Source organism: Cupriavidus sp. 01L46, from assembly GCF_056399905.1.
Window position 1 is genome coordinate 1 of record NZ_JBFTSF010000021.1, and the last position, 21,552, is coordinate 21,552.

A 21,552-nucleotide genomic window follows, 5' to 3' on the forward strand; every position below is an offset into this window, starting at 1 on the left:
AAAATCCCGACTAACCCCACCCCCAAGCTCATGGATCCTGCGAAGAAAATCGCTAAGCCACCCATGAATCCCAACAGAAAAAATATCCTCGATCCGAGTGAATTTAAGCTCGGCATGCAGTTTCCCCGCCCGCCGCTCCGTCTCCACTGACTGCGCATTGCGCACCTGCGCCAGCAACGAAACCACCTCCCGCAAACTGGCCGCCAGCGACCGCGGCATATCCGGATGCACGATCAGCAACTCGGCCACGCGCTCCGGCGTGACCACCGAGCGATAGACCTTGCGATACATCTCCAGCCCCGACACCGAGCGCAATACCGCAGCCCACTGGTAGAAGTCGTCCTGCTGCAGCCCGAGGTCGGTGGCCTGGAACTTGACGTCAAGAATGCGGGCGGTGTTGTCGGCGCGCTCCAGGAAAGTGCCCAGCCGCATGAAGCAGTAGGCTTCGTCCTTGAGCATGGTGCCGGCTTCCACACCACGCGTGAGATGAGAGCGGAACTTGACCCACTCGAAGAACTGCGCCGGATCGTGGCGCAGGATGCCGTCGGCAACCATCTGCTGGACATCGAGCCAGGTGGTGTTGATGGTCTCCCACAGCGGCGTGGTGAGTGCGCCGCGCACGGCGCGGGCATTTTCGCGGGCGGCGCGCAGGCAGGACATGATCGACGCCGGGTGGCTCAGGTCGCGCACCATGAAGTCGATCACTTCCTCGTGYACGACCGCGCCGTGGTGCTCGGCGAATACCGGCGTGAGCTCCGTCACGTCGAGCATTGCCAGCCAGCCTTGCTGCGCCACCTCGGGCGATTGCGGCAGCATCGAGGCCTGGTAGTTGACGTCGAGCATGCGGGCGGTGTTTTCCGCGCGCTCGGTGTAGCGGGCCATCCAGAACAGGTGGTCGGCGGTGCGGCTTAGCATGATGATTCCCCCATTTCTCGGCAAACCCAGGCTACTGACAAGCAATTGGCTTGCCAGCCGCTGACCGCGGCGCGGTGCCTACTCGACCGGCAGCACGCTGACCTCCACTTCCACATCGTGCGCGCCGCCGCCCACGATGACGCCGCGCAGCAGCGAGACGTCGCTATAGTCGCGCCCGAACGCCAGCGTGACGTGGCTGGTGTCGGCCAGCACGTCGTTGGTGGGATCGAGATCGACCCAGCCGGCCAGCGGGCAGTACACCGACAGCCAGGCATGGGAGGCGTCGGCGCCGATCAGCCTGGGCTGGCCGGGTGGCGGCTCGGTGCACAGGTAGCCGCTGACGTAGCGCGCCGCGAGGCCGAGCGAGCGCAGGCAGCCGATCATGACTTGGGCGAAATCCTGGCACACGCCGCTGCGCAGGCCGAAGGCTTGCAGCGCCGGGGTATCGACCTCGGTGGCGGTGGTCTGGTATTCGAAGTCGGCGTGCACGCGATGCATCAGGTCGATGGCGCCGGCCACCACGGGCACGCCGGGCGCGAAGCTGGCGAGCGCGTAGGCCTTGAGATCAGGATGCAGCGCCACGTTGGGCGAGGCGAAGCAGAACTCGCTTTCCGGCAGGAAGGGCTGCCCGGCGCGAAAGCGTAGCGCGGCGGCCGCCGTCTCCCACGGCATGCTGGCGGCGGGGTCGAGCGACGTCCAGCGCGGCGTGAGGCTGACCGTGCTCTCGCAGGCGAGCTGCATATAGTCGTGCGGCACGTCGATGGTGAAGTACAGCACGTTGTTGCCGAAGGCGTCGATGTCCGCATGCTCGTGCGACGGCGGCGGCTCGATCTGCGTGCTGTGCGCGTGCACCGCCTGCCACGGGCAGGTCACCGGAAACACCACGGCGCGCTGCTGGGCGTTCTCCACCGGCGCGGAGTAATCGTAGATGGTTTTGTGATGAATCGTCAGCACGGAGGCCACGCGTCCTGGCGCGGGCTCGGCCACGTCTTGCGCCTGGCTCATCGTCGCATTCATGGTTGCGCTCATGGTTACGCCCCGACGCGGGTGCCGGYCATGCCAGCATGGCTGAAGTAGCGCGCACTGATTTCGTCTGAGAGACGCACCATCATGTCAGTCAGTTGCTCGCATAGTTGCACCRGATTGGTGTATTTCCCGTCGGGGCCGCGCTGGCATAGTGCTTCCCAGCCGGGCAGCGTCTCCACGGTGGGCAGCCATTGCGGCAGTGGCACGCGCCCGGTGCCGGCCGGGCTGGCCGGCGGCGAGATCTGGCCGAGCTTGACGCGCAGCCGCGCCAGCAAGCCGTAGAGCCCGCGCGGGTTGGTCGGCTCGATCACCAGCTGGTCGACCAGCGCGGGCACATCGGAGCGGCCCGGGTACAGCGCGCGGAAGGTCAGCGTGCTGTCGAACAGATGCAGCAGCAGATCGAAGCAGGTCCGGTGCAGCAGCGCGCCGTTGTGCGCAAACACCCGCAGGAAGGTCGAGAGCGTGGCCACGCGCTCGATATGGCGGCCGATAAACAGCAGGCGCCAGGCTTCGTCGCGGGTCATGCGGTCGCCCTGCGCGCCGCTGATGGCGGCTAGCTGCATGGACAGGCGATCCAGCGCCGCCAGCACGCGCGGGCGGTCATAGTTGCCCGTGTCGCCACCGGGGATACCGGAGCTGCTGGGGCTCCCAACGGACGCCGCCTCCATGGCATCGCCAAAATCGTTGCGCGCGGCCAGGATGGTGCGCCAGTGATCGTTGGACAGCCGGTTGCGGATTTCGGTGGCGGCGTGCACGTGGCTGGCCAGGTTCTGGCCCACGCTGGTCCAGCCGGCGCTTTCCGCCAGCGCGGACACCAGGCTGCGCTCGAACACGCGCAGCGAGGCGCGCGGCTGCGGCGCGCCGGTCGGCAGCAGGCCGCAGGCGAGCACCAGTTCGCCGATCACGTCGAGCGCGCTGTCGTCGCGGTCGTCGCTGCTTTCGATCGAGCYCAGCACCAGCCGGCACAGGCGTACGTTGTTTTCCGCGCGCTCGGCATAGCGGCCGGCCCAGAACAGGTTCTCGGCGGCGCGGCTGGATACCGCCAGCGGCTTGGCCGCCGGCCCGGGCGCCGCGCCGGCCATGGGGAACTGCAGCGGCGTGCCGCCCGGCTGCGCCGGCTGGCTCGACAGCACCCAGGTGTCGACGCTGGAGCCGCCGAGCTGCATCGATACCGCCGGCTGCCCCTCGCCCGCGAGCCGGGTGAAACCGCCCGGCATCACCTGCCAGCCACCCCGTCCGTCGGCAATGGCGTAGACCCGCAGCATGGCGGCGCGCGAGCCGATATGCGGCCCTTCCCAGCGCGGCGCGTGCGACAGCGGCAGGTCGGCCTGGATGGTGAACAGATCCGGCACCTGCTCGATGCGCTCGCGCCAGTCCGCCAGGCGCTGCAGGCCGCGCTCCATGCCCAGGCGCGGGCCTTCCCACGGCTGCGCCATGCCGCGCGGGTAGGTTGGCATCAGGAAGGCTTCGGTGAATTCCCCGAGCGCCTCCTCGCGCGCCGTGGCCTCGCCACACCACCAGCTGGGCACACCCGGCAGCAGCAGTTCCTCACCCAGCAGCGCGCGGGAAATGGCCGGCAGGAAGCCGTGGATGGCCGGCGTCTCCAGGAAGCCCGAGCCGGGCGCATTGGACACCAGCACGTTGCCCGCGCGCATCGCCTGCAGCAGCCCGGGCACGCCGAGCGTGGAATCCTGGCGCAGCTCGACCGGATCGCAAAAGGCGTCGTCCAGGCGGCGCAGCACCACGTCGACGCGCTCCAGCCCGGCCAGCGTCTTCAGGTAGACCACGTCGTTGCGCACCGTCAGGTCCTTGCCCTCGACCAGCGTGATGCCGAGGTAGCGGGCCAGGAAGGTGTGCTCGAAATAGGTTTCGTTGTAGGGCCCCGGGGTGAGCAGCACGATGTGCTTGCTGACCGAGGCGGCGGCGTTGCCCGCGGATTCCGGCGCGGGTGGCTGCGCCGCGGGCTGCTGCGCCAGCGTGGCCACCAGTTGCGAGAACGCGGCGGGCAGGCGCCGCACCMGCAGCTCGCGAAAGGCATCGGCGAACAGGCTGGAGATGATGAGGCGGTTCTCCAGCGCGTAGCCCATGCCGGAAGGCGTCTCCGTGCGGTGGGCCATCACCGTCCAGCCACCCTCCAAGGTATGCGCGAGGTCCACCGCGACGATATGCAGGAAGTTGCCGCCCGGCGGCTGGTAACCCTTGAGCGGGCGCAGGTAGCCGGGATGGCCAAAGACCAGGCCGGCCGGCAGCAACCCCTTGGACAGCAAAGACTGCGGCCCGTAGATGTCGGCCACCATGGCATTGGCCAGCTCAGCGCGCTGCGCCACGCCGCGCTCGATCCGCTGCCAGTCCTCCTCGGTCACCAGGAAGGGCAGCAGGTCCAGCGCCCAGGCGCGCGCGCCTGCCTTGTCCGTGTAGTCGGCGTAGACGTTGTAGGTCACGCCGTTGTCGCGGATCTGGCGCGCCATGGCGGCGGCCTGCTGGTCGAGGCCGTCGATGCCCTCCTCGCCCAGTATCTGGAAAAAGCGTGCCCAGGGCTCGCGCAGCCCGTCCCCGCATGCCCCCAGTTCATCGAGGTGCCCGGGCGGCACCGGCCGCGCGCGGTGCATCACCGCGTCGACGGCAGGGGCGGTTTCATCAAAAGGCAGGGACGGCTGAAGAGACACGGGGCGCGGCTTTGGGGGCTGCCGGATCAGCGTTGTCGCAAATCCAGCGTGAACGGAAACTCGAGGCTGCGCCGGGGCGGTTCCACGCGCATCACGCCCGGCGTGTGGCCAAGCGTGAAGAAGCGTGTCAGGCGCCGGCTCTCAGCCTCGTACGCATTGACCGGGAAGGTCTCATAGCTACGCCCGCCCGGATGCGAAACATGATACTGGCATCCACCGATGCTGCGCCCCATCCAGGTGTCGACAACGTCGAAAGTCAGCGGCGCATGCGAGGCGATGGTGGGGTGAAGCGCAGACGGCGGCGCCCAGGCGCGGTAGCGCACCCCGGCCACGAACTCGCCGACGCGCCCGGTGGGCTGCAGCGGTACCGCGCGGCCATTGACGGTGACCACATGGCGGCTGTCGTTCATGCCCAGCACGCGCACCTCGATGCGCTCGAGCGACGAATCCACGTAGCGCACGGTGCCGCCGGCACTGCCCTCCTCGCCCATCACATGCCAGGGTTCGAGCGCGGTGCGCAGCGTCAGCGACAGGCCGCCGGCCGCGAGCTCGCCCACGCGCGGGAAGCGGAACTCGAAGTGCGGCGCGAACCAGGCGTTGTCGAATGCGAAGCCGGCTTCGCGCATCTCGGTGAGCACGTCCTCGAAATCCATCTGCACGAAGGTGCCGAGCAGGAAACGGTCGTGCAGCTCCGTGCCCCAGCGCGTGAGCCGCCCGCGATAGGGCTCGCGCCAGAAGCGGGCCACCAGCGCGCGCAGCAGCAACTGCTGCACCAGGCTCATGCGCGCATGCGGCGGCATCTCGAACGCGCGCAGCTCCAGCAGGCCGAGGCGGCCGGTGGGGCCGTCGGGCGAGTAGAGCTTGTCGATGCAGAACTCGCTGCGGTGGGTGTTGCCGGTGACGTCGATCAGGATATTGCGCAGCGCACGGTCGACCAGCCACGGCGGCATGTGCGCGCCGACCCCGCCCTCGGCGCCCGAGAGCCGGTCGAGCTGGTGCTGCAGTTCGGCAAAGGCGATCTCGAGCTCGTAGAGCTGGTCGTTGCGCGCCTCGTCCACGCGCGGCGCCTGGCTGGTCGGGCCGATGAACATGCCCGAGAATAGGTAGGACAGCGAGGGATGGTTGTGCCAGTACGCAATCAGGCTGGACAGCACATCGGGGCGCCGCAGGAAGGGGCTGTCGGCCGGCGTGGCGCCGCCCAGCACGAAGTGATTGCCGCCGCCGGTGCCGGTGTGCCGCCCGTCGAGCATGAACTTCTCGGTGCTGAGGTAGGTCTCGTGGGCAGCCTGGTAGAGGAATTCCGTATGGTCGACCAGTTCGTCCCAGTTGGCGGCCGGATGGATGTTGACCTCGATCACGCCGGGGTCTGGCGTGACCTGCAGGAGCTTGAGGCGCACGTCGCGCGGCGGCGGGTAGCCTTCGAGCACGATCTTCACGCCCAGCCCGGCGGCGGTGGCTTCCACCGCCGCCAGCAGCTCCAGGTAGTCCTCCAGCACGGTCAGCGGCGGCATGAAGACGTAGAGCATGCCGCGCTTGTCGCCCGCGGCCGCTTTTTCGGCCTTGGGGCCGGCGGCGCGGCTGGGATGGCGCACTTCCACGCACAGCGCCGTGCGGGTGATCCAGCCCGCGGATTCGCCGCGCTCGGGCACGCGCGCCAGGTCCGCCGCCAGGGCAGCGGGCGCGGCCGTGCCGCCGATCATGCCCGCCCCTGGCCTGGCCCCGGCACGCGTTGCCGCTACCGAGCCGGGTGCGGGGTAGGCCGCGGTGCTGGCGCGGAACGCCGCAGCCTGGCCAGGCTCGGCGCCTTGGCCGGCAAGCCCCGGCAACTGCGCGCGCAGCTGCGCCCCGGAGGGCAGCGGCGAGCGCGCCGCGAACGGGTCCTGGTCGAACTGCCACGGGTAGTCGGCCTCGCTGACCCAGGGCAGGGCATCCAGCGGCAGGCGGTAGCCCATCGGCGAATCGCCGGGCAGCAGGTACATGCGGTCGTCGCGGAAGAACCACGGCCMGCTGATCCAGCGGTGGGCGGCCAGCGCCGGGCCATCTTCCAGGCCGGTGCGGCGCAGCGGCAGCACATAGCCGGTGGGCCGCGCCAGGCCGCCATCGAACACGCGGCGCAGGCGCATGCGCTCCATCTCATCGTCGAGCCGCGCCTCCAGCGGGTCGACGTTGACCGGCAGGCGGCGCTCGCGCCAGAGGTAGTACCAGGTGTCCTCATAGCCGGGCTGCACAAAACCGGGGTCGATCCCGAGGCGGGTGGCCAGGCTATCGAGGAAGCGGCGCGCGTCGGCCTCGGTATAGTCGGCCGGCTCGCGCTCATCGGCGAACAGCGACGGGTCCTGCCAGCAGGGCTGGCCGTCGGCGCGCCAGCAGATCGACAAGGCCCAGCGCGGCAATTGCTCGCCCGGGTACCACTTGCCCTGGCCGAAGTGCAGGAAGCCGCCCCTGCCATAGCGCGCGCGCAGTTTATGCACCAGTTCGGTGGCATAGGCGCGCTTGGTGGTGCCGAGCGCATCGGTGTTCCATTCCGCGCCATCGCGATCCTTGACCGCGACAAAGGTCGGCTCGCCGCCCATGGTCAGGCGCACATCTTGCGCGTTGAGCTGGATATCGACCTCGGCGCCCACGGCCGCCACCGCCTGCCACTGCGCCTCGGTATAGGGCTTGGTCACGCGCGGCGATTCATAGATGCGGGTGATCGACATCTCGTGGTGGAAGGTCACCTCGCTCTCGTCGACCGCGCCGCTGACCGGCGCCGCGCTGCCCGGCTCGGGCGTGCATGCCACCGGGATATGGCCCTCGCCGGCGAGCAGGCCGGAGGTGGGGTCGAGCCCGATCCAGCCCGCGCCCGGCAGGTAGACCTCGCACCATGCGTGCAGGTCGGTGAAGTCCACGTCGGTGCCGCTGGGGCCGTCGATGGATTTCACGTCGGGCGCCAGCTGCAGCAGGTAGCCGGACACGAAGCGCGCGGCCAGCCCCAGGTGGCGCAGCGTCTGCACCAGCAGCCAGCCGGAATCCCGGCACGACCCCGAGCCGGTCTCCAGCGTCTGCTCCGGCGTCTGCACGCCGGGCTCCATGCGAATCAGGTAGCGGATGTCCTCTTGCAGGCGCTGGTTCAGGGCCACCAGGAAATCGCTCGTGGTCTGCTTGTTGCGCGGAATGCTCTCCACGAAGGCGGCAAAGCGCGGCGTCAGTTCGCCCTTGACCATATAGGGCGCCAGCTCGTAAGCCAGGCCAGGCTCATAGGTGAAAGGAAAATTCTCGGCGTAGGGCTCGAGGAAGAAGTCAAACGGGTTGTAGACCGCCATCTCGACCACCAGGTCGACGGTGATCTTGAACTCGGTGGTCGGCTCGGGGATCACCAGCCGGGCGAGGTAGTTGGCGAACGGGTCCTGCTGCCAGTTCACGAAATGCTGCTCGGGCTCGATGCGCAGCGAATACGAAAGGATCGGCGTGCGGCAGTGCGGGGCAGGACGGAGCCTGACCACCTGCGGCGAAAGCTTCACGGGCCGGTCGTACCGGTAGTGGGTGACATGGTTCAGTGCGACGTGTGTTGCCACTAGTGCCTCCCATTGGCGCAGGTTTCGTGTTGTTGTCTCAAGCAAGAGTTGTACCGCCCCCGGCGGCGCACCTCGGATTGCAGCCCTCGGCGGCCGCCCGTGCATGGCAACATGCCCAGACTACCGCAGCATTACATCGCGCCAGCCTGTTTTGCCTTCAGTCCCTGCTCGATCAGCGAGCGCAGCTTGGCCAGCGCCCCGGGGTCGCCGTGCGCGGCAGCGCGGGCGTACCAGATCTTGGCCTGCTCGATGTCCTTCTCGACCACGCCGGGCTCGCCACGCTCGTAATAGCTGGCGACAATGTACTGGGCACCGCCGTCGCCCGCCGTGGCGGCGCGCGTGTACCACTCGAAGGCCTTGCCGTAGTCCCGCGCCAGGCCCCGTCCGGTGAAGTAATTGGTCGCCAGTTCCACCTGGGCCTGCACATGGCCGCCTTCGGCCGCGCGGCGGTACCACTGGTTGGCGGACTCCAGCGAGCGCGGCACCAGCTCGCCGTGCTCGTACATCTCGCCAAAGGTGAACTGGGCCTGCGTCATGTCGTTCTCGGCCGCGCGGTGCAGCCAGATCAGCGCCTCCTCCTGGCGCACCGGCGTGCCCTCGCCGCGCAGCAGCATCATGGCGTAGTTGTACTGCGCGAGCCGGTTGCCTTGCTGGGCCGCCTTGGCGAAATCCCGCAGGGCCGAATCGAAGGCGCCGGCGTCGTAGGCGGTCACCGCCTGGCGCGTCAGTTCCTGCGCCGGCGCCGGGGGCTGGCGCGCGGCTTGGGCGTGCTGGAAGGCAAACAGGCAGAGGGGAAGCAGCGCGGCAATGGCGGCGGCGCGCAATCGCGAAGGAAAGCGGCCAGGAAAGTGGGCAGTGAAGCGAGCAGTAAGGCGCGCAGTGAAGCGAACAGGAAAGCGACGGACAAGCGGCATGGCAGGCTCCAGGCAGGGCACGCGCTGACTCCAAGTCTACAAGTGTAGGACTCCGAAGTCGCCAGGTGCAGTCGGAAGCGGCCGGCCAGACCTTACGGTTGGCGCCACCAGTTCTGCGCCGGTTCCGCAGGCGCGGGTACGCTGCTGGGCAGTGCTTGCGCCTGCGCCAGCAAGGCCTCGGCCTCCGTGTGCAGCCTGGACAGGCAACGCGCCAGCACCCGCGCCTCCTCCGGATCCAGGCAGGCGGCCAGGCGGGCGTTGAAGGCCTGGGCCTGCGCAAAGGCAAGTTGGTAGACCGCCTCGCCCTGCTCGCTCAGTGCAAACGCCGCCGCCMGCTTGTCCTGGCCGCGCGTGGCGCGCTGCACCAGGCCGCGCGCCATCAGGGCGTGCACGGCGCGGCTGGCCAGCACCTTGTCCAGCCCGGCGCTTTGCRCCAGCTCCGTCAGGCGCGTGCCCGGCTGCTCGCCGAGAAAGGCCAGCATGCGCCACTCGCGCCGGCTCACCCCGGCCGCGGCGCGCAGGTGATGCCCGCTGGCTTGCAGGGCAACGCGGGTCAGGTGATAGAGGCGGTAATTGAGGAAGTCCGCCAGACGGGCGGGATGCTGCAGCGTTTCGCCGGCGTCCCGCTCCCTGCGCTCCTGTGCCTGTGCCTGTGCCTGTGCCTGTGCCTGTGCCTGCTCGCCCGCCTGGCTGCCGTTCATGCCGCACCCGCAAATTTAGTTGATTTTGTCAATTATATGGCTGGGTGTTAGCGTCTGTGCCGCTGCATAAGAACTGGCGGGCCGCGCGCTAAGCGCATCCGCCGGGGTATGGCCGGGCAGGCATGGGTCCAGGAACGAAACGCGCACATCGTTGCGCGAAATCCTTCTTTGGCGCCTGCGGGCCATATCGATAAATTGGCCGGCTTCCCGCCGATGCCGAACCAACAGGAGAACCCGTGAAACCCGCCAAACTGCTGCGCGCGCTAGTCCCCACCCTCGCCACCATGACCGCACTGGCCACCCTGTGCCTGGCCAGCGCGCCGGCCAGCGCCCAGAACGACCGCCCGCTGCGCATCCTGGTGGGCTACCCCGCCGGCGGCACCGCCGACCTGGCCGCCCGCCTCATTGGCGACAAGCTGCGCGAGGAACTCAAGCAAACCGTGGTCATCGAGAACAAGCCAGGCGCTGGCGGCCGCCTGGTCATGGACTATGCGCGCACCCTGCCCGCCGACGGCAACACGCTGGTGGTCGCCAACTCCGCGGTGATGACCATCGCCCCGCTGACCTACCGCAAGCTGAACTACGACATCCAGCGCGATTTCGTGCCGGTGGCGCAAACCGCTAACTTCCAGCTGGCCCTGGCCACCGGCCCCGGCGCGCCGGCCAAGACGCTGAAGGAGTACATCGAGTGGCTCAAGGCCAGCCCGGCCAAGAACAATTCCTACGCCTCGCCGGCGCTAGGCAGCATTCCGCACTTCTTTGGCTTGCTGATCGGCAAGCAGGTGGGCGTGGAGATGTTGCACGTGCCATTCAACGGCTCGGCGCCGCTGATGAATGCGCTGGTGGGCGGGCAGGTGCCGGCCTCGGTCGATACGCTCGCCGATCTCACCGAGATGCATCGTGCGGGCAAGATCCGCGTCCTGGCGAGCTCAGGGACGCATCGCTCGGTGGCATTGCCGGATGTGCCCACGTTTACCGAGCTGGGCTACAAGGACATCGAGGGGCTTGGCCGGTACGGGTTCCTGGCGCCGGCCGGCGTGCCGAAGGCAACGATCGACCGGCTGAATGCGGCGATCGTGCATGCGGTGCAGTCGGCGGATCTGAAGGAGCGGTTCCTGAAGCTGGGGCTGGAGCCGCAAACCGGGAGCGCGGAGCAGTTCGGCAAGGTGCTGGCGGCGGATGCCGGACGGTGGGGGCCGGTGGTCAAGGCCTCTGGCTATACCGGGGATTGAAAACACCACATCATATTCCACCATATTTATTCATTTCATGAATGTTATTTTCTACATGGATTGAATAGACTCAAATTTACATTACGTTATTTATTGAATTGATGCCGATCAGGTCAGGGTCAGCGGCCCGACCGGCATCCACAAAGCCATGGCCACCCGAAACACCCTCTTCATCATGTGCGACCAGCTGCGCCAGGACCACCTGGCGTGCTACGGCCACCCCACCCTGCGCACAAAGCATATCGATGCCCTGGCCGCGCGCGGCGTGCGCTTCACCAAGGCGTTCGTCACCTCCGGCGTTTGCGGCCCGAGCCGCATGAGCTTCTACACCGGGCGCTACCCGAGCAGCCACGGCGCCACCTGGAACCGCGTGCCGCTGTCCGTTGGCGAAGTCACGCTGGGCGAATACCTGAAGGACAGCCACCGTGCGCTGGCGCTGGCCGGCAAGACGCACGTGATGCCCGACAACGCCAACATGAAGCGCCTGCATCTCGACGGCGGCAGCGAGCTGGAAACGCTGCTGCGCAGCGGGCACTTTGTGGAAGTCGACCGCCATGACGGCCACCACGCCGAGCCGCACAGCGCTTATGCCGAGTGGCTGCGCAAGCAAGGCTACGACAGCGCCGACCCGTGGACGGACTACGTGATCAGCGCCGAGAACGCGCAAGGCGAGATCGTGTCGGGCTGGCAGATGCGCAATGCCGGCCTGCCGGCACGCGTGGCGCAAGCGCATTCGGAGACGGCTTATACGGTGGGCCAGGCGATGCAGTACATCGCCGCGCGCGGCGACGACCCCTGGGTGCTGCACCTGTCGCTGGTCAAGCCGCACTGGCCCTACATGGCGCCCGCGCCCTACCACGCGGCTTATTCGCTGGACGACTGCCTGCCGCTCAAGCGCCACGAGGCGGAGCTGGACAACCCGCATCCGGTGCTCGACGCGTACCGCACGCAGGAAGAATGCGCCAACTTCATGCGCAGCGAAGTCTCGGACACGGTGCGTCCCGCCTATCAAGGCCTGGTGCAGCAGATCGACGATCGCCTGGGCGAGTTGTGGGAACAACTGGAGCGTCTGGGCCGCTGGGAAGACACGCTGATCGTGTTCACGGCAGACCACGGCGACTTCCTGGGCGACCACTGGCTCGGCGAGAAGGAGCAGTTCTACGACACCGTGCAGAACATCCCGCTGATTGTCTACGATCCCTCGGCCGAAGCCGACGCCACCCGCGGCAGCGCGGATGCGCGCATGGTCTCGGCCGTGGACGTGGTGCCGACCGTGCTGGACGCGCTGGGCCTGCCGCCGGCCGACCATCGCGTGGAAGGCCGCTCGCTGCTGGATCTCACGCGCGAGCGCGGCAATGGCCAGTGGCGGGATTTCGTGGTGTCGGAGCTGGACTACGCGTATCGCGGCGCGCGGATCGCGCTGGGCCGGCCGCCGGGCGAGTGCCGGGCGTGGATGGTGCGCAATGCGCGCTGGAAGTATGTGCACTGGCAGGGATTTCGCCCGCAGCTGTTCGACCTGGAACGCGACCCGGACGAGTTCTTCGACCTGGGCGAGGATGCCGGCCACGAGGCCATCCGCTCGGCAATGCGGCTGCACCTGCTGGAATGGTTCTGCACCCTCAAGCCGCGCACCACGGTGAGTAACGACGAGGTGGCGGCCAAGACCAATGTGTATAAGCAGGCGGGCGTGTTTTTTGGCGTTTGGTGAGGTGGTTTAGTTTGGTGAGGTGGCTTGGATCGTGGCGCGACGTGCCGGGATACCGCCGGGGAGGGGTAAAGATTCCCGCCGGTCTGGCCGTAATACCGCTTAGGCCACCCTGGGCGCCAGTGCCAGGGCAACGGCCAGGAGGGGGGAGCCTGGGCTGACGCCGTCGAACCTTGTCAGGCAAGCACGGAGATTCCTCGCCACGATCATCGAACGCAACCGCTGCAAGGTTTTGAAATGGGCAATGTAGTCCTGCTCGAGGATGAGGTCGAGCTGCGCGAGGAAATAGCGGCTTTCCTGCAAAAGCGAGGCTGGACGGTCAGCCAGGCCGRCAGCCTGGCGCAATTCCTGCCCCTGGCCGTGCAGGCGGACATCGCCGTCATCGACGTCATGCTCCCCGACGGCACGGGTTTCGATGCGGCCAGCCGCCTGCGCCGCGAGCGCCCCGGCTGCGGCATCGTCATGCTCACGGCCCGCGGCGAAACGCAGGACAAGCTGCACGGCCTGAACGGCGGGGCGRACCACTATCTGGTCAAGCCGATCAAGCTGCTCGAATTCGACGCCATCCTGCGCGCCTTGAGCCGCCGCGTCGTCTCCAACTGGTGGCTCGACCGGCAGGCCAGCACGCTGGTGGCGCCGGCGGGAGCCCGCATGGCCGTGTCGTCCAACGAGAGCAAGCTGCTCGAAATGCTGGCGCGCCATCCCACCCAGCCGGTCGATCGCCGCCAGATCGCCGAAGGCTTCGGCTTTGACTGGCTGAGCTACGACGAGCGCCGGCTGGAGACCATGGTCAGCCGGCTGCGGCAACGCTGGCGCAGCGAATCGGGCAGCGAATTGCCCCTCAAGACCGCCCACCGCAAAGGTTATACGTTCGCCGCGCCCATCGCGCTGGCCTGAGCCTGCAGGCCCGGCAGCGCCGACGGCAAAAAGATCGTGGCGCGGCAGCCCTGCCCGGGCGCGCTGTCCAGGGTCAAGGTGCCGCCCTGCATTTCCACCATGCGCCGGGCCAGCGACAAGCCAAGCCCGGTCCCCGGCTTCTGGCCCGCATTCTGGCCGCGATAAAAGCGCTCGAATACGCGCGGCAGGTCCGCCGCCTCGATGCCGGGGCCATTGTCCTGCACTTCCAGCACCACGCCTTCGGCCACTTCCCGGCCCCTCAAGACCACCCGGCAGCCCGCGGGCGTGTACTTCACCGCGTTGTCGGCCAGCGTGCGCAATGCCAGCCGCAGCAGGCTGGCGTCGCACAGGAAGGCTTCTGGCAAGCGCTCTCCATCCACCTCCAGCCGGTGCCCCTCCGAAAGCAGTTGCGCCGCCGCCGCGGCATCCGCCAGCAAATCCGACAGGCTGGTGGGCGACGGCCGGGAACCATGGCGCAGCAATTCGAAGCCATCTTCATGCAGGGAGTCATTGAGCAGCATGGTCAGGCGTTGCGTGGCGCGCAGGATCTTCTGGTACCGGGCCGAGGTCTGCGGGTCATCATGGGCATCGTCCAGGTCCAGGTTCTGCGCCGTGGCATCGATCACCGCCAGCGGCGTGCGCAGTTCATGCGAGACCGTGGACAGGAACTGCCGCTGCTCCTCCTGCGCGCGCCGCTCCAGCGACAGCGACGCTTCCACCTGCGCCATGGCATCCCTGAGCGCCTGGGTGCGCAAGGCGACCTTGACCTCCAGGTCGCGCTCGGCCTGACGGGCCACGCGCAAGGCTTCGGCCTGGGCGGCCTCCTTTTCGGCACGCATGTCGGTGTAGCGCCAGCTGATGGCCGAATTCATGATAAGCAGGAACGCCATCATGCCCAGGTAGTTGGCGTTATCGACGAACGCGCCGGGATCGATCGCGCCGACATTACGCGCCAGGCGCAGCACGGTGCCGCCAAAAAGCAGAACCAGGACGAACAAAAGCACACGCGCGGCCTTTTGGCCGCGCCAGGTCATCGCCGCGGAAGCGATCAGCAGTATGCCCATGGTGACGAGGCCCCAGAGCAGCGCCAGTGGGCGTATCCACCAGACGTTACCCAGCAGCAAACAGGGGGTCATGACCAGCGCCACGCCCCAGGCCAGCAGCGAAAAGCCGATCGCCCAACGCCGCCACGGCGACTCGTACAGGCCCAGGTAGTGCGCCGTGAACAAGGTGCCAAGCGGCGTCGCGAAAAACCAGCTCACCACGTAGACGGCATCGCTCGTCAGCGGCCATCCAGGCAGGAGGTACTGATACGTGAAGCCCTCGGCGGACAGCGAGGTGAACAGATTGGCCAGCACAGTCAGGCTGAACAGGCCAAAGGAAAGATTGCGCGTTACCCAATAAAACCAGACGCTGGTAATCAGCAAGACCAGGTGCGCTGCGTAGAACAAGCCAAACAGAAGCAGCTCGGTGCCGATAAAGGAAATGAACGCTTCTGGCGACCACGCCACCAGGGGAAAGCTCATCGTGCTGGTACTGCGCACGCGCAGATACAGCGTGACCGGCTTGTCCACCGGCAAGTCGAGCTGAAACACCGGATTGCGGTAATCCACGTCGCGCCCCGCCACCGGCCGCCTGTCGCCGGACACCCGCTGCGCGTATCCACCCGCCGCTAGTGGCTCGAACAGCGTGACGTCGTCCAGCAGCGCCGAGCGCAGCTCCAGCAACCATACCGGCGCGGCTTGCTCGGGGCGCGTCAGGGTGATGCGCAGCCAGACGGCCCCCTTCACGTAGCCAAGGGCGGGAGGGGAATACTGCGGCTGGAAGGCCGCCGCGAACTCCGGCCGCGATAGCTGCTCGATGGTCAGCACATCCTGCGGATCGCGCAGCAGCTCCCAATGCTCGCCCAGAGAAACCTCTCCCGCCTGCGGCAGACGCATGTCTGCCCACGCCGCGGAGTGGCAGAGCCAGCACAAGAGAACGATCCAGAATAGCCGAAGCATTGTCCCTTCAAGTCGCGTTTCGCGGAAAAGGCCACGACTATATCCCAGCAAGGATCGGGCCTTTTCGCTTTCCTTGGCAATGTCAGGATTTGTCAGTTTTGCGGTTGTTCCACTGGATAGGATCGGCGCTGATCAAAGCACTCGACTCCTAATCGCCATGCGTAATCCAGCCCTTCGCACTCACTGCGATATCCAACATGGCGTCACCGATGGGAAGCAGTCCGTAACGATGTCAGTGACGACACCGCAAGACAAAGCGCCGCGGCCCCGCTCCGCCACCCACGGCGCCGTCGCCGCCGTGGGCCTGGCCGCGTTCCTGCTGGCCGCGACCATCGTGCGGACCGACCGGCCCTTCGGCGATAACATGGTGCATTCGGCCCTGTTCATCGTCGGGGTGACGGCAGCGGCCATCTTCCTGCTCGACCTGATCTGGCAGAAGGTGCACTTGCGCGCCGCCACCGGCCTGGATTTCTCCCGGGACAATCCGTCGTGGCACCGCAGCCTGACCAAATTGGCGGGCCTGCTTGGCAGCATGGGCTTTGTCGGCCTGCTGTACTGGCTGTTCCCCGAATACCATGCGGCCTTCTACGCGCGTTACCTCTCCATGCTGGCAATCGTGCTGCCGGGCTGGGCCGCGCTGGCGCTGCCCTATTTCTTCTTCGTCGACCGCAAGATGGCCCGGCCCCTGGACGGCTACTGGCACATGGGCAAGCTGGTCACGTTGCAGTGGGGCAAGGTGGATGGCAAGGTGGCGGGGCAGCATCYGCTAGCCTGGTTGATCAAGGGCTTCTTCCTGCCCCTGATGTTCACCTATATGTGCAATGACCTGGCGCGTTTCATCGCCGCCGACTTTGCGCTGCTGGCGAGCTTCAAGGCCTGGTTCGACCTGCTCTACGGCTTCGTGTACTTCATCGATGTCGGCCTGGTGGTGATGGGTTACCTGATGGCGCTGCGCATCACCGACACGCACGTGCGCTCGGCCGAGCCGTCCATGCTGGGCTGGGCGGTGGCGCTGGTATGTTACCAGCCGTTCTGGTCGCTGGTCGGGCGGCAATACCTGCATTACGAGACCGGCCTGCAGTGGGGCGCGTGGCTTTGGAACACGCCGCTGCTCTATGGCATCTGGGGCAGTGCGATCCTGGTGCTGACGGCGATCTACGTMTGGGCGACGGTGAGCTTCGGCGCGCGGTTCTCGAACCTGACCCACCGGGGCATCATCACCAACGGGCCTTACCGGTGGACCAAGCACCCCGCCTAGGTGGCCAAGAACCTGTCCTGGTGGATGATCTCCATCCCCTTCATGGCCCAGGGCCCGGCGGATGAAACGCTGCGCCACTGCCTGCTCCTGCTGGCCTTGAATGGCATCTATGCGATGCGGGCCATGACGGAAGAGCGGCATTTGTCCCAGGATCCGGACTATGTGGCTTACGCCAGGTGGATCGACCACAACGGCATGTTCCGCTTCCTGCGCAATCTGCCCGTGCTGGGGAATCCGCGCTACAGGGCACCGGTGTCGCTTGAGCCGGCCGCCTGACTACCCATCGGCCGCCATCCTGTTGCCGGCAGAACGCGTTACCCCACGAACCGATATCCCACCCCCACCTCCGTCATCAGGTGCGAGGGCTGCGCCGGATCGGCTTCCAGCTTGTGCCGCAGGTGCCCCATGTACACCCGCAGGTAGTGGCTGCTCTCCGAGTGCGCCGGCCCCCAGACCTCGCGCAGCAGTTCGCGGTGCGTCATGACCTTGCCGCGATGCGCGATCAGTACGGCAAGCAGGCGATACTCGATCGGCGTCAGGTGCACATCCTGCCCGGCGCGGGTGACCACGCGGTTGGCCAGGTCGATCTGCACCTCGCCAAAGCCGATCTGCGGCGTGCCTTGCGGATTGGTCTTGGCGTGGCGGCGCAGCAGCACGCGCACGCGCGCGATCAGCTCGCCCACACCGAAGGGCTTGGTCAGGTAATCGTCCGCGCCGGCGTCCAGCGCGGCGATCTTGTCGTCCTCGCCGGAGCGCGCCGATAGCACCAGCACCGGCACTTCGGTCCAGGTGCGCATCTCGCGGATCAACGTCATGCCGTCGCCATCGGGCAGGCCCAGGTCGAGGATCACCACGTCGGGCTGGCGCGTGCCGGCATCGATCAGGCCGCGCTTGAGCGTCTCGGCCTCATGCACGGCGCAGCCTTCTGCCTGCAGCGCCTCGCGCACGAAGCGCCGGATATGCGGCTCGTCTTCGACCAGCAAGACAGTCGGCGAAAATTCAAATGCCATTTCAGTTGGACTCCTTGTTTGCCGCATCGCGCGCGGCCAGCCCTGCGCCGTTGCCCGGCGTGGCGAGTAGCGCCGGCTCAAGTGCCTCGGGCGGCTCGGGCTCGATCGCAGGCGGATTGCCGCGCGGCAGCGCCACGACAAAGCGTGCGCCAGTGTGGTCCGCGTTCACGCTCTCCACCCAGATGCGCCCGCCGTGCACCTGCACGATGGCCTCGCACACGGCCAGGCCGAGGCCAACGCCCGCGGTCGCGGACTCGCGCTCGCCGCGCGTGAATTTCTGGAAAATCGAGAGCTCTTGCCCGCGCGGCACGCCGGGGCCATCGTCCGCCACCGCAAGCCGCACCTCCGCTTCGACCACTTCGCCGCAGATGCGGATGCCGGTGCCCGGCGGCGTGTACTTGGCAGCATTCTCCAGCAGGTTGCACAGCACCCGCTCCATCAGCACCGCATCGCACTCCACCAGCGGCAGCGCCGATAGATCCGCGACCGACACGCGGTGCCGCGACAGCGCATCGCGCATGCCGGCCAGCGCCGCGCCCACCAGCTCTTCGAGCGACTGCCACTCTTTTTGCATGCGCACATCGCGGCTTTGCAGCCGCGCCATATCGAGCAGGTTGACCACCATGGTGCGCATGCGCAGGGCTTGCTCGCGCATGGCACCGACGGTCTCCGACAGCGACGGCGGCAGCGGCGGCTCGGTGCGCTGCATAGTCTCGGCCATGCCGATCAGGCTGGTCAGCGGCGTGCGCAGATCATGCGAGACGGCGGCCAGCAGCGAGCTGCGCAGCCGCTCCGACTCCATCGACACCAGCGCCTGCTGCGCCACCTCCACATAGTGCAGCCGCTCGATGGCGATGGMGATCAGCGTGGCGAACACGTCGATCTGCCGGCGCCGCTCGGGCCGCGCGAAGGCGCGCCACTCCTGCGGCTCCACCGCCAGCACGCCGCGCGTCTGCATCGGCGCCTTGAGCGGCAGGTAAAGCACCGTGCTGCCCGGCAGCGTGTGGGTGCCGGTGCCGGCGGGCTGGCCGTGATCGAACACCCATTGCGCCAGCACCGGATCGATCGCGTCATTGCCGCGCTGCGTGGGGTCGATCACCGGCGGCATCAGCCGCCCCTTGGGCGAAACGAGGAAGAACGCCGAGCGCGCGCCAAGCGCGGCTTGCAGGAAGCGGCTGCTGATGTCGATGATCTGCTCGGGCATCAAGGCAGCGGACAACTCGCGCGCCAGCTCGTACAAGGTGCGCGCATCGGTCTCGCGCTCCACCGACACCTGGGCCTGCTCGCGCAGCCCGGCGGTAAGCTGGCCGATCACCAGGCCCACCGTCAGCAACACCGCGAACGTGACGAGGTACTGCACGTCGCTCACCGCGAAGGACATGCGCGGCGGCACGAAGAAAAAGTCGAAGGCCGCCACCGACAGCACCGAGGCCAGCGCGGCGGGGCCGCGGCCGTGGCGCAGCGCCACGCCGACCACGGCCGCGAGGAACAACATCGCGATATTGACCAGGTCGAACCACGGCCGCGTCAGCGCCGACATCAAGCTGGCGCCCCCGCACCATGCCACCGCCCACAGGTAGTCGATGCGGTGCGCCACCACGCTGCTGTCGTCGATGCGCGCCGCATCCTCGCGCACGTCGGCGCGCCCGAGCGCCGGTTGCGCGCGGCCGCGCGTATCGGCGCCCATGGCATCGGCGGCCACGCGGATCACGTCGATCTCCGGGCAGCCGAGCGCCAGCGAATCGGCAAAGCTATGGCGCCCGAACAGCCAGGCGCGCGCACCCAGGAACGGCGACAGGCCGAGTGCCAGCAGCGCCCGGCCGCGCGCCAGGAGGCTGCCGCCGCTGCGGCGCCAGTTGCCGGGGGCCCGCCCGACCACCACCTTGGTGAGGTTGTGGCGCCGCACATAACCCGCCACCGCCTGCACGATATCGCTGCCGGCCAGCGTCTCGGTGCGCGCGCCCAGCTCTTCRGCCAGGCGCATCGCCTCCTCGATATTGGCGCGCTCGTGCTCGGCAAGCGGCGCCAGGCGCGGCGTGGCCACCGTGACCACGTGCCAGTCGCAATCGAGCTGCCCGGCCAGCCGGCGCGCGCTCTTGACCACCTGCGCGGCATCGTCGCCAGTGCCAATGCACGCCAGCACCGCCTCGCGCGTGCGCCACACCGGGCGGATGGATTCGGCATGGCGGTATGCGCGCACGTCGTCGTCGACGCGGTCGGCGGTGCGGCGCAGCGCGAGCTCGCGCAACGCGATCAGGTTGCCCTTGCGGAAAAAATTGGTGGCCGCGGTGCGCGCCTGCTCCGGCAGGTAGACCTTGCCGTCGCGCAGGCGCCGCAGCAATTCGTCGGCGGGCAGGTCCACCAGGATGACTTCGTCGGCATCATCGAAGACCGTGTCGGGTACCGTCTCCCACACACGGATGCCGGTGATGCCGCCCACCGCCTCGTTGAGGCTGTCCAGGTGCTGGACATTGACAGTGGTCCACACATCGATGCCGGCCGAGAGCAGTTCCTCGATGTCCTGCCAGCGCTTGGGGTGGCGGCTGCCGGACGCGTTGGAGTGCGCCAGTTCGTCGACCAGGACCAGCGCCGGGCGCCGGGCCAGCGCGCCGTCCAGGTCGAACTCCTGCAGCACGCGGTCGTCCAGCTTGTGATGCGGCATGGCCTTCATCGGCAGCCGCTCCAGTCCCGCGATCAGCACCTCGGTCTCGGCGCGGCCATGGGTCTCCACCACGCCGATCACGACATCGCTGCCTTGCTCGCGCAGCGCCCGGGCGGCGGTCAGCATGGCGAAGGTCTTGCCCACGCCCGCGGACGCGCCGAAATACACCCGCAGCTTRCCGCGCGCGGCGCGCTCCCCCTCCTGCTGCATGCGTTGCAGCAAGGCGTCGGGATCGGGCCGGCCGGGGGCGTCGCGCTGGGCGGTGTCAGGCATGGTGGGGGTCATTGCCCGGGAGGAGGATGGATGAAAACGATTGTGCCACGCTTAGCCGTAGCGAAGGCCGCATCTCCCTGCTGCGCTGCGCGGTAGAGTGAGAGCCCCTTCACCGCTTCCCGCCATCCAGCGCCAGGTTCAACTGGAGCACATTCACCACCGGATCCCCCATCACCGCGAGCAGCGGCTTTTCTGTGTTGGCCGCCACCAGCGCCTCTACGCGCTCCAGCGGCAAGCCACGCAGCCGGGCCACGCGTGCCGCCTGGTACTGCGCCGCAGCCGGGCTGATCTGCGGATCGAGGCCACTGCCGGAAGCCGTGACCAGATCCACCGGCACGGGTGCCTTGTTGCCGGGGTCCGCCTCGTGCAGCGCGTCGATACGGGCGCGCGCGGCATCGGTCAGGGCCGGGTTGCTCGGGCCGAGATTGGAGCCGCCGGAAGCCGCCGCGTTGTACGGCATGGGCGCGGTGGCCGACAAGCGGCCCCAGAAGTACTTGGGATCCGAGAACGGCTGGCCGATCAGTTCCGAGCCGACGACACGGCCATCCTTGACGATCAGCGAGCCGGCCGCTTCATGCGGGAACACGGCGCGCGAGATGCCGGTGATCACGCCGGGGTACAGCAGGCCGGTGACGGCCGACAGCACGACGAAGATCGTCAGCATGGGGCGCAGCAGGCCACCCTGGATGGGCGTGGCGGGCTGGGCGGGTTGGACTTGCGTATTCATGGATGG

At 67.9% G+C, this 21,552-nt stretch carries 15 protein-coding genes; 5 read left to right on the plus strand and 10 right to left on the minus strand.

Going from position 1 to position 21,552, the window contains the following annotated elements:
• The 6 genes from AC1DS3_RS05805 to AC1DS3_RS05830 all read right to left on the minus strand — a co-directional run.
• The coding region (locus AC1DS3_RS05805; protein ID WP_477126828.1) for an alpha-E domain-containing protein at window positions 1-915 on the minus strand (915 nt) is incomplete at its 3' end.
• Between the two features lie 78 nt (window positions 916-993).
• On the minus strand, window positions 994-1,920 hold the full coding sequence (locus AC1DS3_RS05810; RefSeq protein ID WP_441640191.1) for a transglutaminase family protein: 927 nt from the start codon (window positions 1,918-1,920) through the stop codon (window positions 994-996).
• Window positions 1,921-1,946: 26 nt separating this feature from the next.
• Window positions 1,947-4,607, minus strand: coding sequence for a circularly permuted type 2 ATP-grasp protein (locus AC1DS3_RS05815; RefSeq protein WP_477126829.1), 2,661 nt, complete (start codon window positions 4,605-4,607; stop codon window positions 1,947-1,949).
• Between the two features lie 26 nt (window positions 4,608-4,633).
• Complete coding sequence (locus AC1DS3_RS05820) at window positions 4,634-8,164, minus strand: transglutaminase family protein (protein WP_477126830.1); 3,531 nt, start codon at window positions 8,162-8,164, stop codon at window positions 4,634-4,636.
• A 131-nt stretch (window positions 8,165-8,295) separates the two neighbouring features.
• Window positions 8,296-9,078: a tetratricopeptide repeat protein gene (locus AC1DS3_RS05825; protein WP_441640166.1), complete on the minus strand. Its 783-nt coding sequence runs from the start codon at window positions 9,076-9,078 to the stop codon at window positions 8,296-8,298.
• A 92-nt stretch (window positions 9,079-9,170) separates the two neighbouring features.
• Window positions 9,171-9,779, minus strand: coding sequence for a MarR family winged helix-turn-helix transcriptional regulator (locus AC1DS3_RS05830; RefSeq protein ID WP_477126831.1), 609 nt, complete (start codon window positions 9,777-9,779; stop codon window positions 9,171-9,173).
• A gap of 284 nt (window positions 9,780-10,063) precedes the next feature.
• Between AC1DS3_RS05830 and AC1DS3_RS05835 the strand changes: the two genes are divergently transcribed.
• The 3 genes from AC1DS3_RS05835 (at window position 10,064) to AC1DS3_RS05845 (ending at window position 13,613) form a co-directional block, all read left to right on the plus strand.
• Window positions 10,064-11,011 carry a Bug family tripartite tricarboxylate transporter substrate binding protein gene (locus AC1DS3_RS05835; protein WP_441640192.1) on the plus strand — a complete coding sequence of 316 codons (948 nt, stop codon included), beginning with the start codon at window positions 10,064-10,066 and terminating at the stop codon, window positions 11,009-11,011.
• A gap of 148 nt (window positions 11,012-11,159) precedes the next feature.
• Window positions 11,160-12,719 carry a sulfatase-like hydrolase/transferase gene (locus AC1DS3_RS05840; RefSeq protein ID WP_441640168.1) on the plus strand — a complete coding sequence of 520 codons (1,560 nt, stop codon included), beginning with the start codon at window positions 11,160-11,162 and terminating at the stop codon, window positions 12,717-12,719.
• Window positions 12,720-12,953: 234 nt separating this feature from the next.
• A complete protein-coding gene (locus AC1DS3_RS05845) occupies window positions 12,954-13,613 on the plus strand; it encodes a response regulator transcription factor (RefSeq protein ID WP_477126832.1) in 660 nt (219 codons plus the stop codon).
• Here the strand turns inward: AC1DS3_RS05845 and AC1DS3_RS05850 are convergent.
• Entirely contained in the window at window positions 13,580-15,553 is a 1,974-nt protein-coding gene (locus AC1DS3_RS05850) for a sensor histidine kinase (protein WP_441640170.1), read from the minus strand. The genes AC1DS3_RS05845 and AC1DS3_RS05850 overlap by 34 nt on opposite strands.
• Before the next feature lie 292 nt (window positions 15,554-15,845).
• On the opposite strand from AC1DS3_RS05850, the gene AC1DS3_RS05855 reads away from it, so the two are divergent.
• Together AC1DS3_RS05855 and AC1DS3_RS05860 are read left to right on the plus strand one after the other, a co-directional pair.
• Window positions 15,846-16,874 carry a hypothetical protein gene (locus AC1DS3_RS05855; protein ID WP_477126833.1) on the plus strand — a complete coding sequence of 343 codons (1,029 nt, stop codon included), beginning with the start codon at window positions 15,846-15,848 and terminating at the stop codon, window positions 16,872-16,874.
• Window positions 16,875-17,150, plus strand: a complete 276-nt coding sequence (locus AC1DS3_RS05860) for a hypothetical protein (protein WP_441640172.1) — start codon at window positions 16,875-16,877, stop codon at window positions 17,148-17,150.
• A 38-nt stretch (window positions 17,151-17,188) separates the two neighbouring features.
• Here AC1DS3_RS05860 and kdpE read toward each other — a convergent pair whose 3' ends face one another.
• From kdpE to kdpC, 3 genes are all read right to left on the minus strand, one after another.
• Window positions 17,189-17,884 (minus strand): two-component system response regulator KdpE, encoded by a 696-nt coding sequence (kdpE, locus tag AC1DS3_RS05865; RefSeq protein ID WP_253932621.1) that lies wholly within the window; start codon window positions 17,882-17,884, stop codon window positions 17,189-17,191.
• Window position 17,885: 1 nt separating this feature from the next.
• Window positions 17,886-20,819 (minus strand): DUF4118 domain-containing protein, encoded by a 2,934-nt coding sequence (locus tag AC1DS3_RS05870; RefSeq protein WP_477126834.1) that lies wholly within the window; start codon window positions 20,817-20,819, stop codon window positions 17,886-17,888.
• Window positions 20,820-20,928: 109 nt separating this feature from the next.
• Window positions 20,929-21,546, minus strand: coding sequence for a potassium-transporting ATPase subunit KdpC (gene kdpC, locus AC1DS3_RS05875; protein WP_441640174.1), 618 nt, complete (start codon window positions 21,544-21,546; stop codon window positions 20,929-20,931).
• Window positions 21,547-21,552 lie beyond the last annotated feature (6 nt).

Excerpts from the sequence above, each read along its gene's own strand:
- AC1DS3_RS05810 (WP_441640191.1), bottom strand. The coding sequence starts at position 1,920 with ATGAGCCAGGCGCAAGACGTGGCCGAGCCCGCGCCAGGACGCGTGGCC.
- AC1DS3_RS05825 (WP_441640166.1), bottom strand. The coding sequence starts at position 9,078 with ATGCCGCTTGTCCGTCGCTTTCCTGTTCGCTTCACTGCGCGCCTTACT.
- AC1DS3_RS05835 (WP_441640192.1), top strand. The coding sequence starts at position 10,064 with ATGACCGCACTGGCCACCCTGTGCCTGGCCAGCGCGCCGGCCAGCGCC.
- AC1DS3_RS05840 (WP_441640168.1), top strand. The coding sequence starts at position 11,160 with ATGGCCACCCGAAACACCCTCTTCATCATGTGCGACCAGCTGCGCCAG.
- AC1DS3_RS05850 (WP_441640170.1), bottom strand. The coding sequence starts at position 15,553 with ATGCGTCTGCCGCAGGCGGGAGAGGTTTCTCTGGGCGAGCATTGGGAG.
- kdpE (WP_253932621.1), bottom strand. The coding sequence starts at position 17,884 with ATGGCATTTGAATTTTCGCCGACTGTCTTGCTGGTCGAAGACGAGCCG.
- kdpC (WP_441640174.1), bottom strand. The coding sequence starts at position 21,546 with ATGAATACGCAAGTCCAACCCGCCCAGCCCGCCACGCCCATCCAGGGT.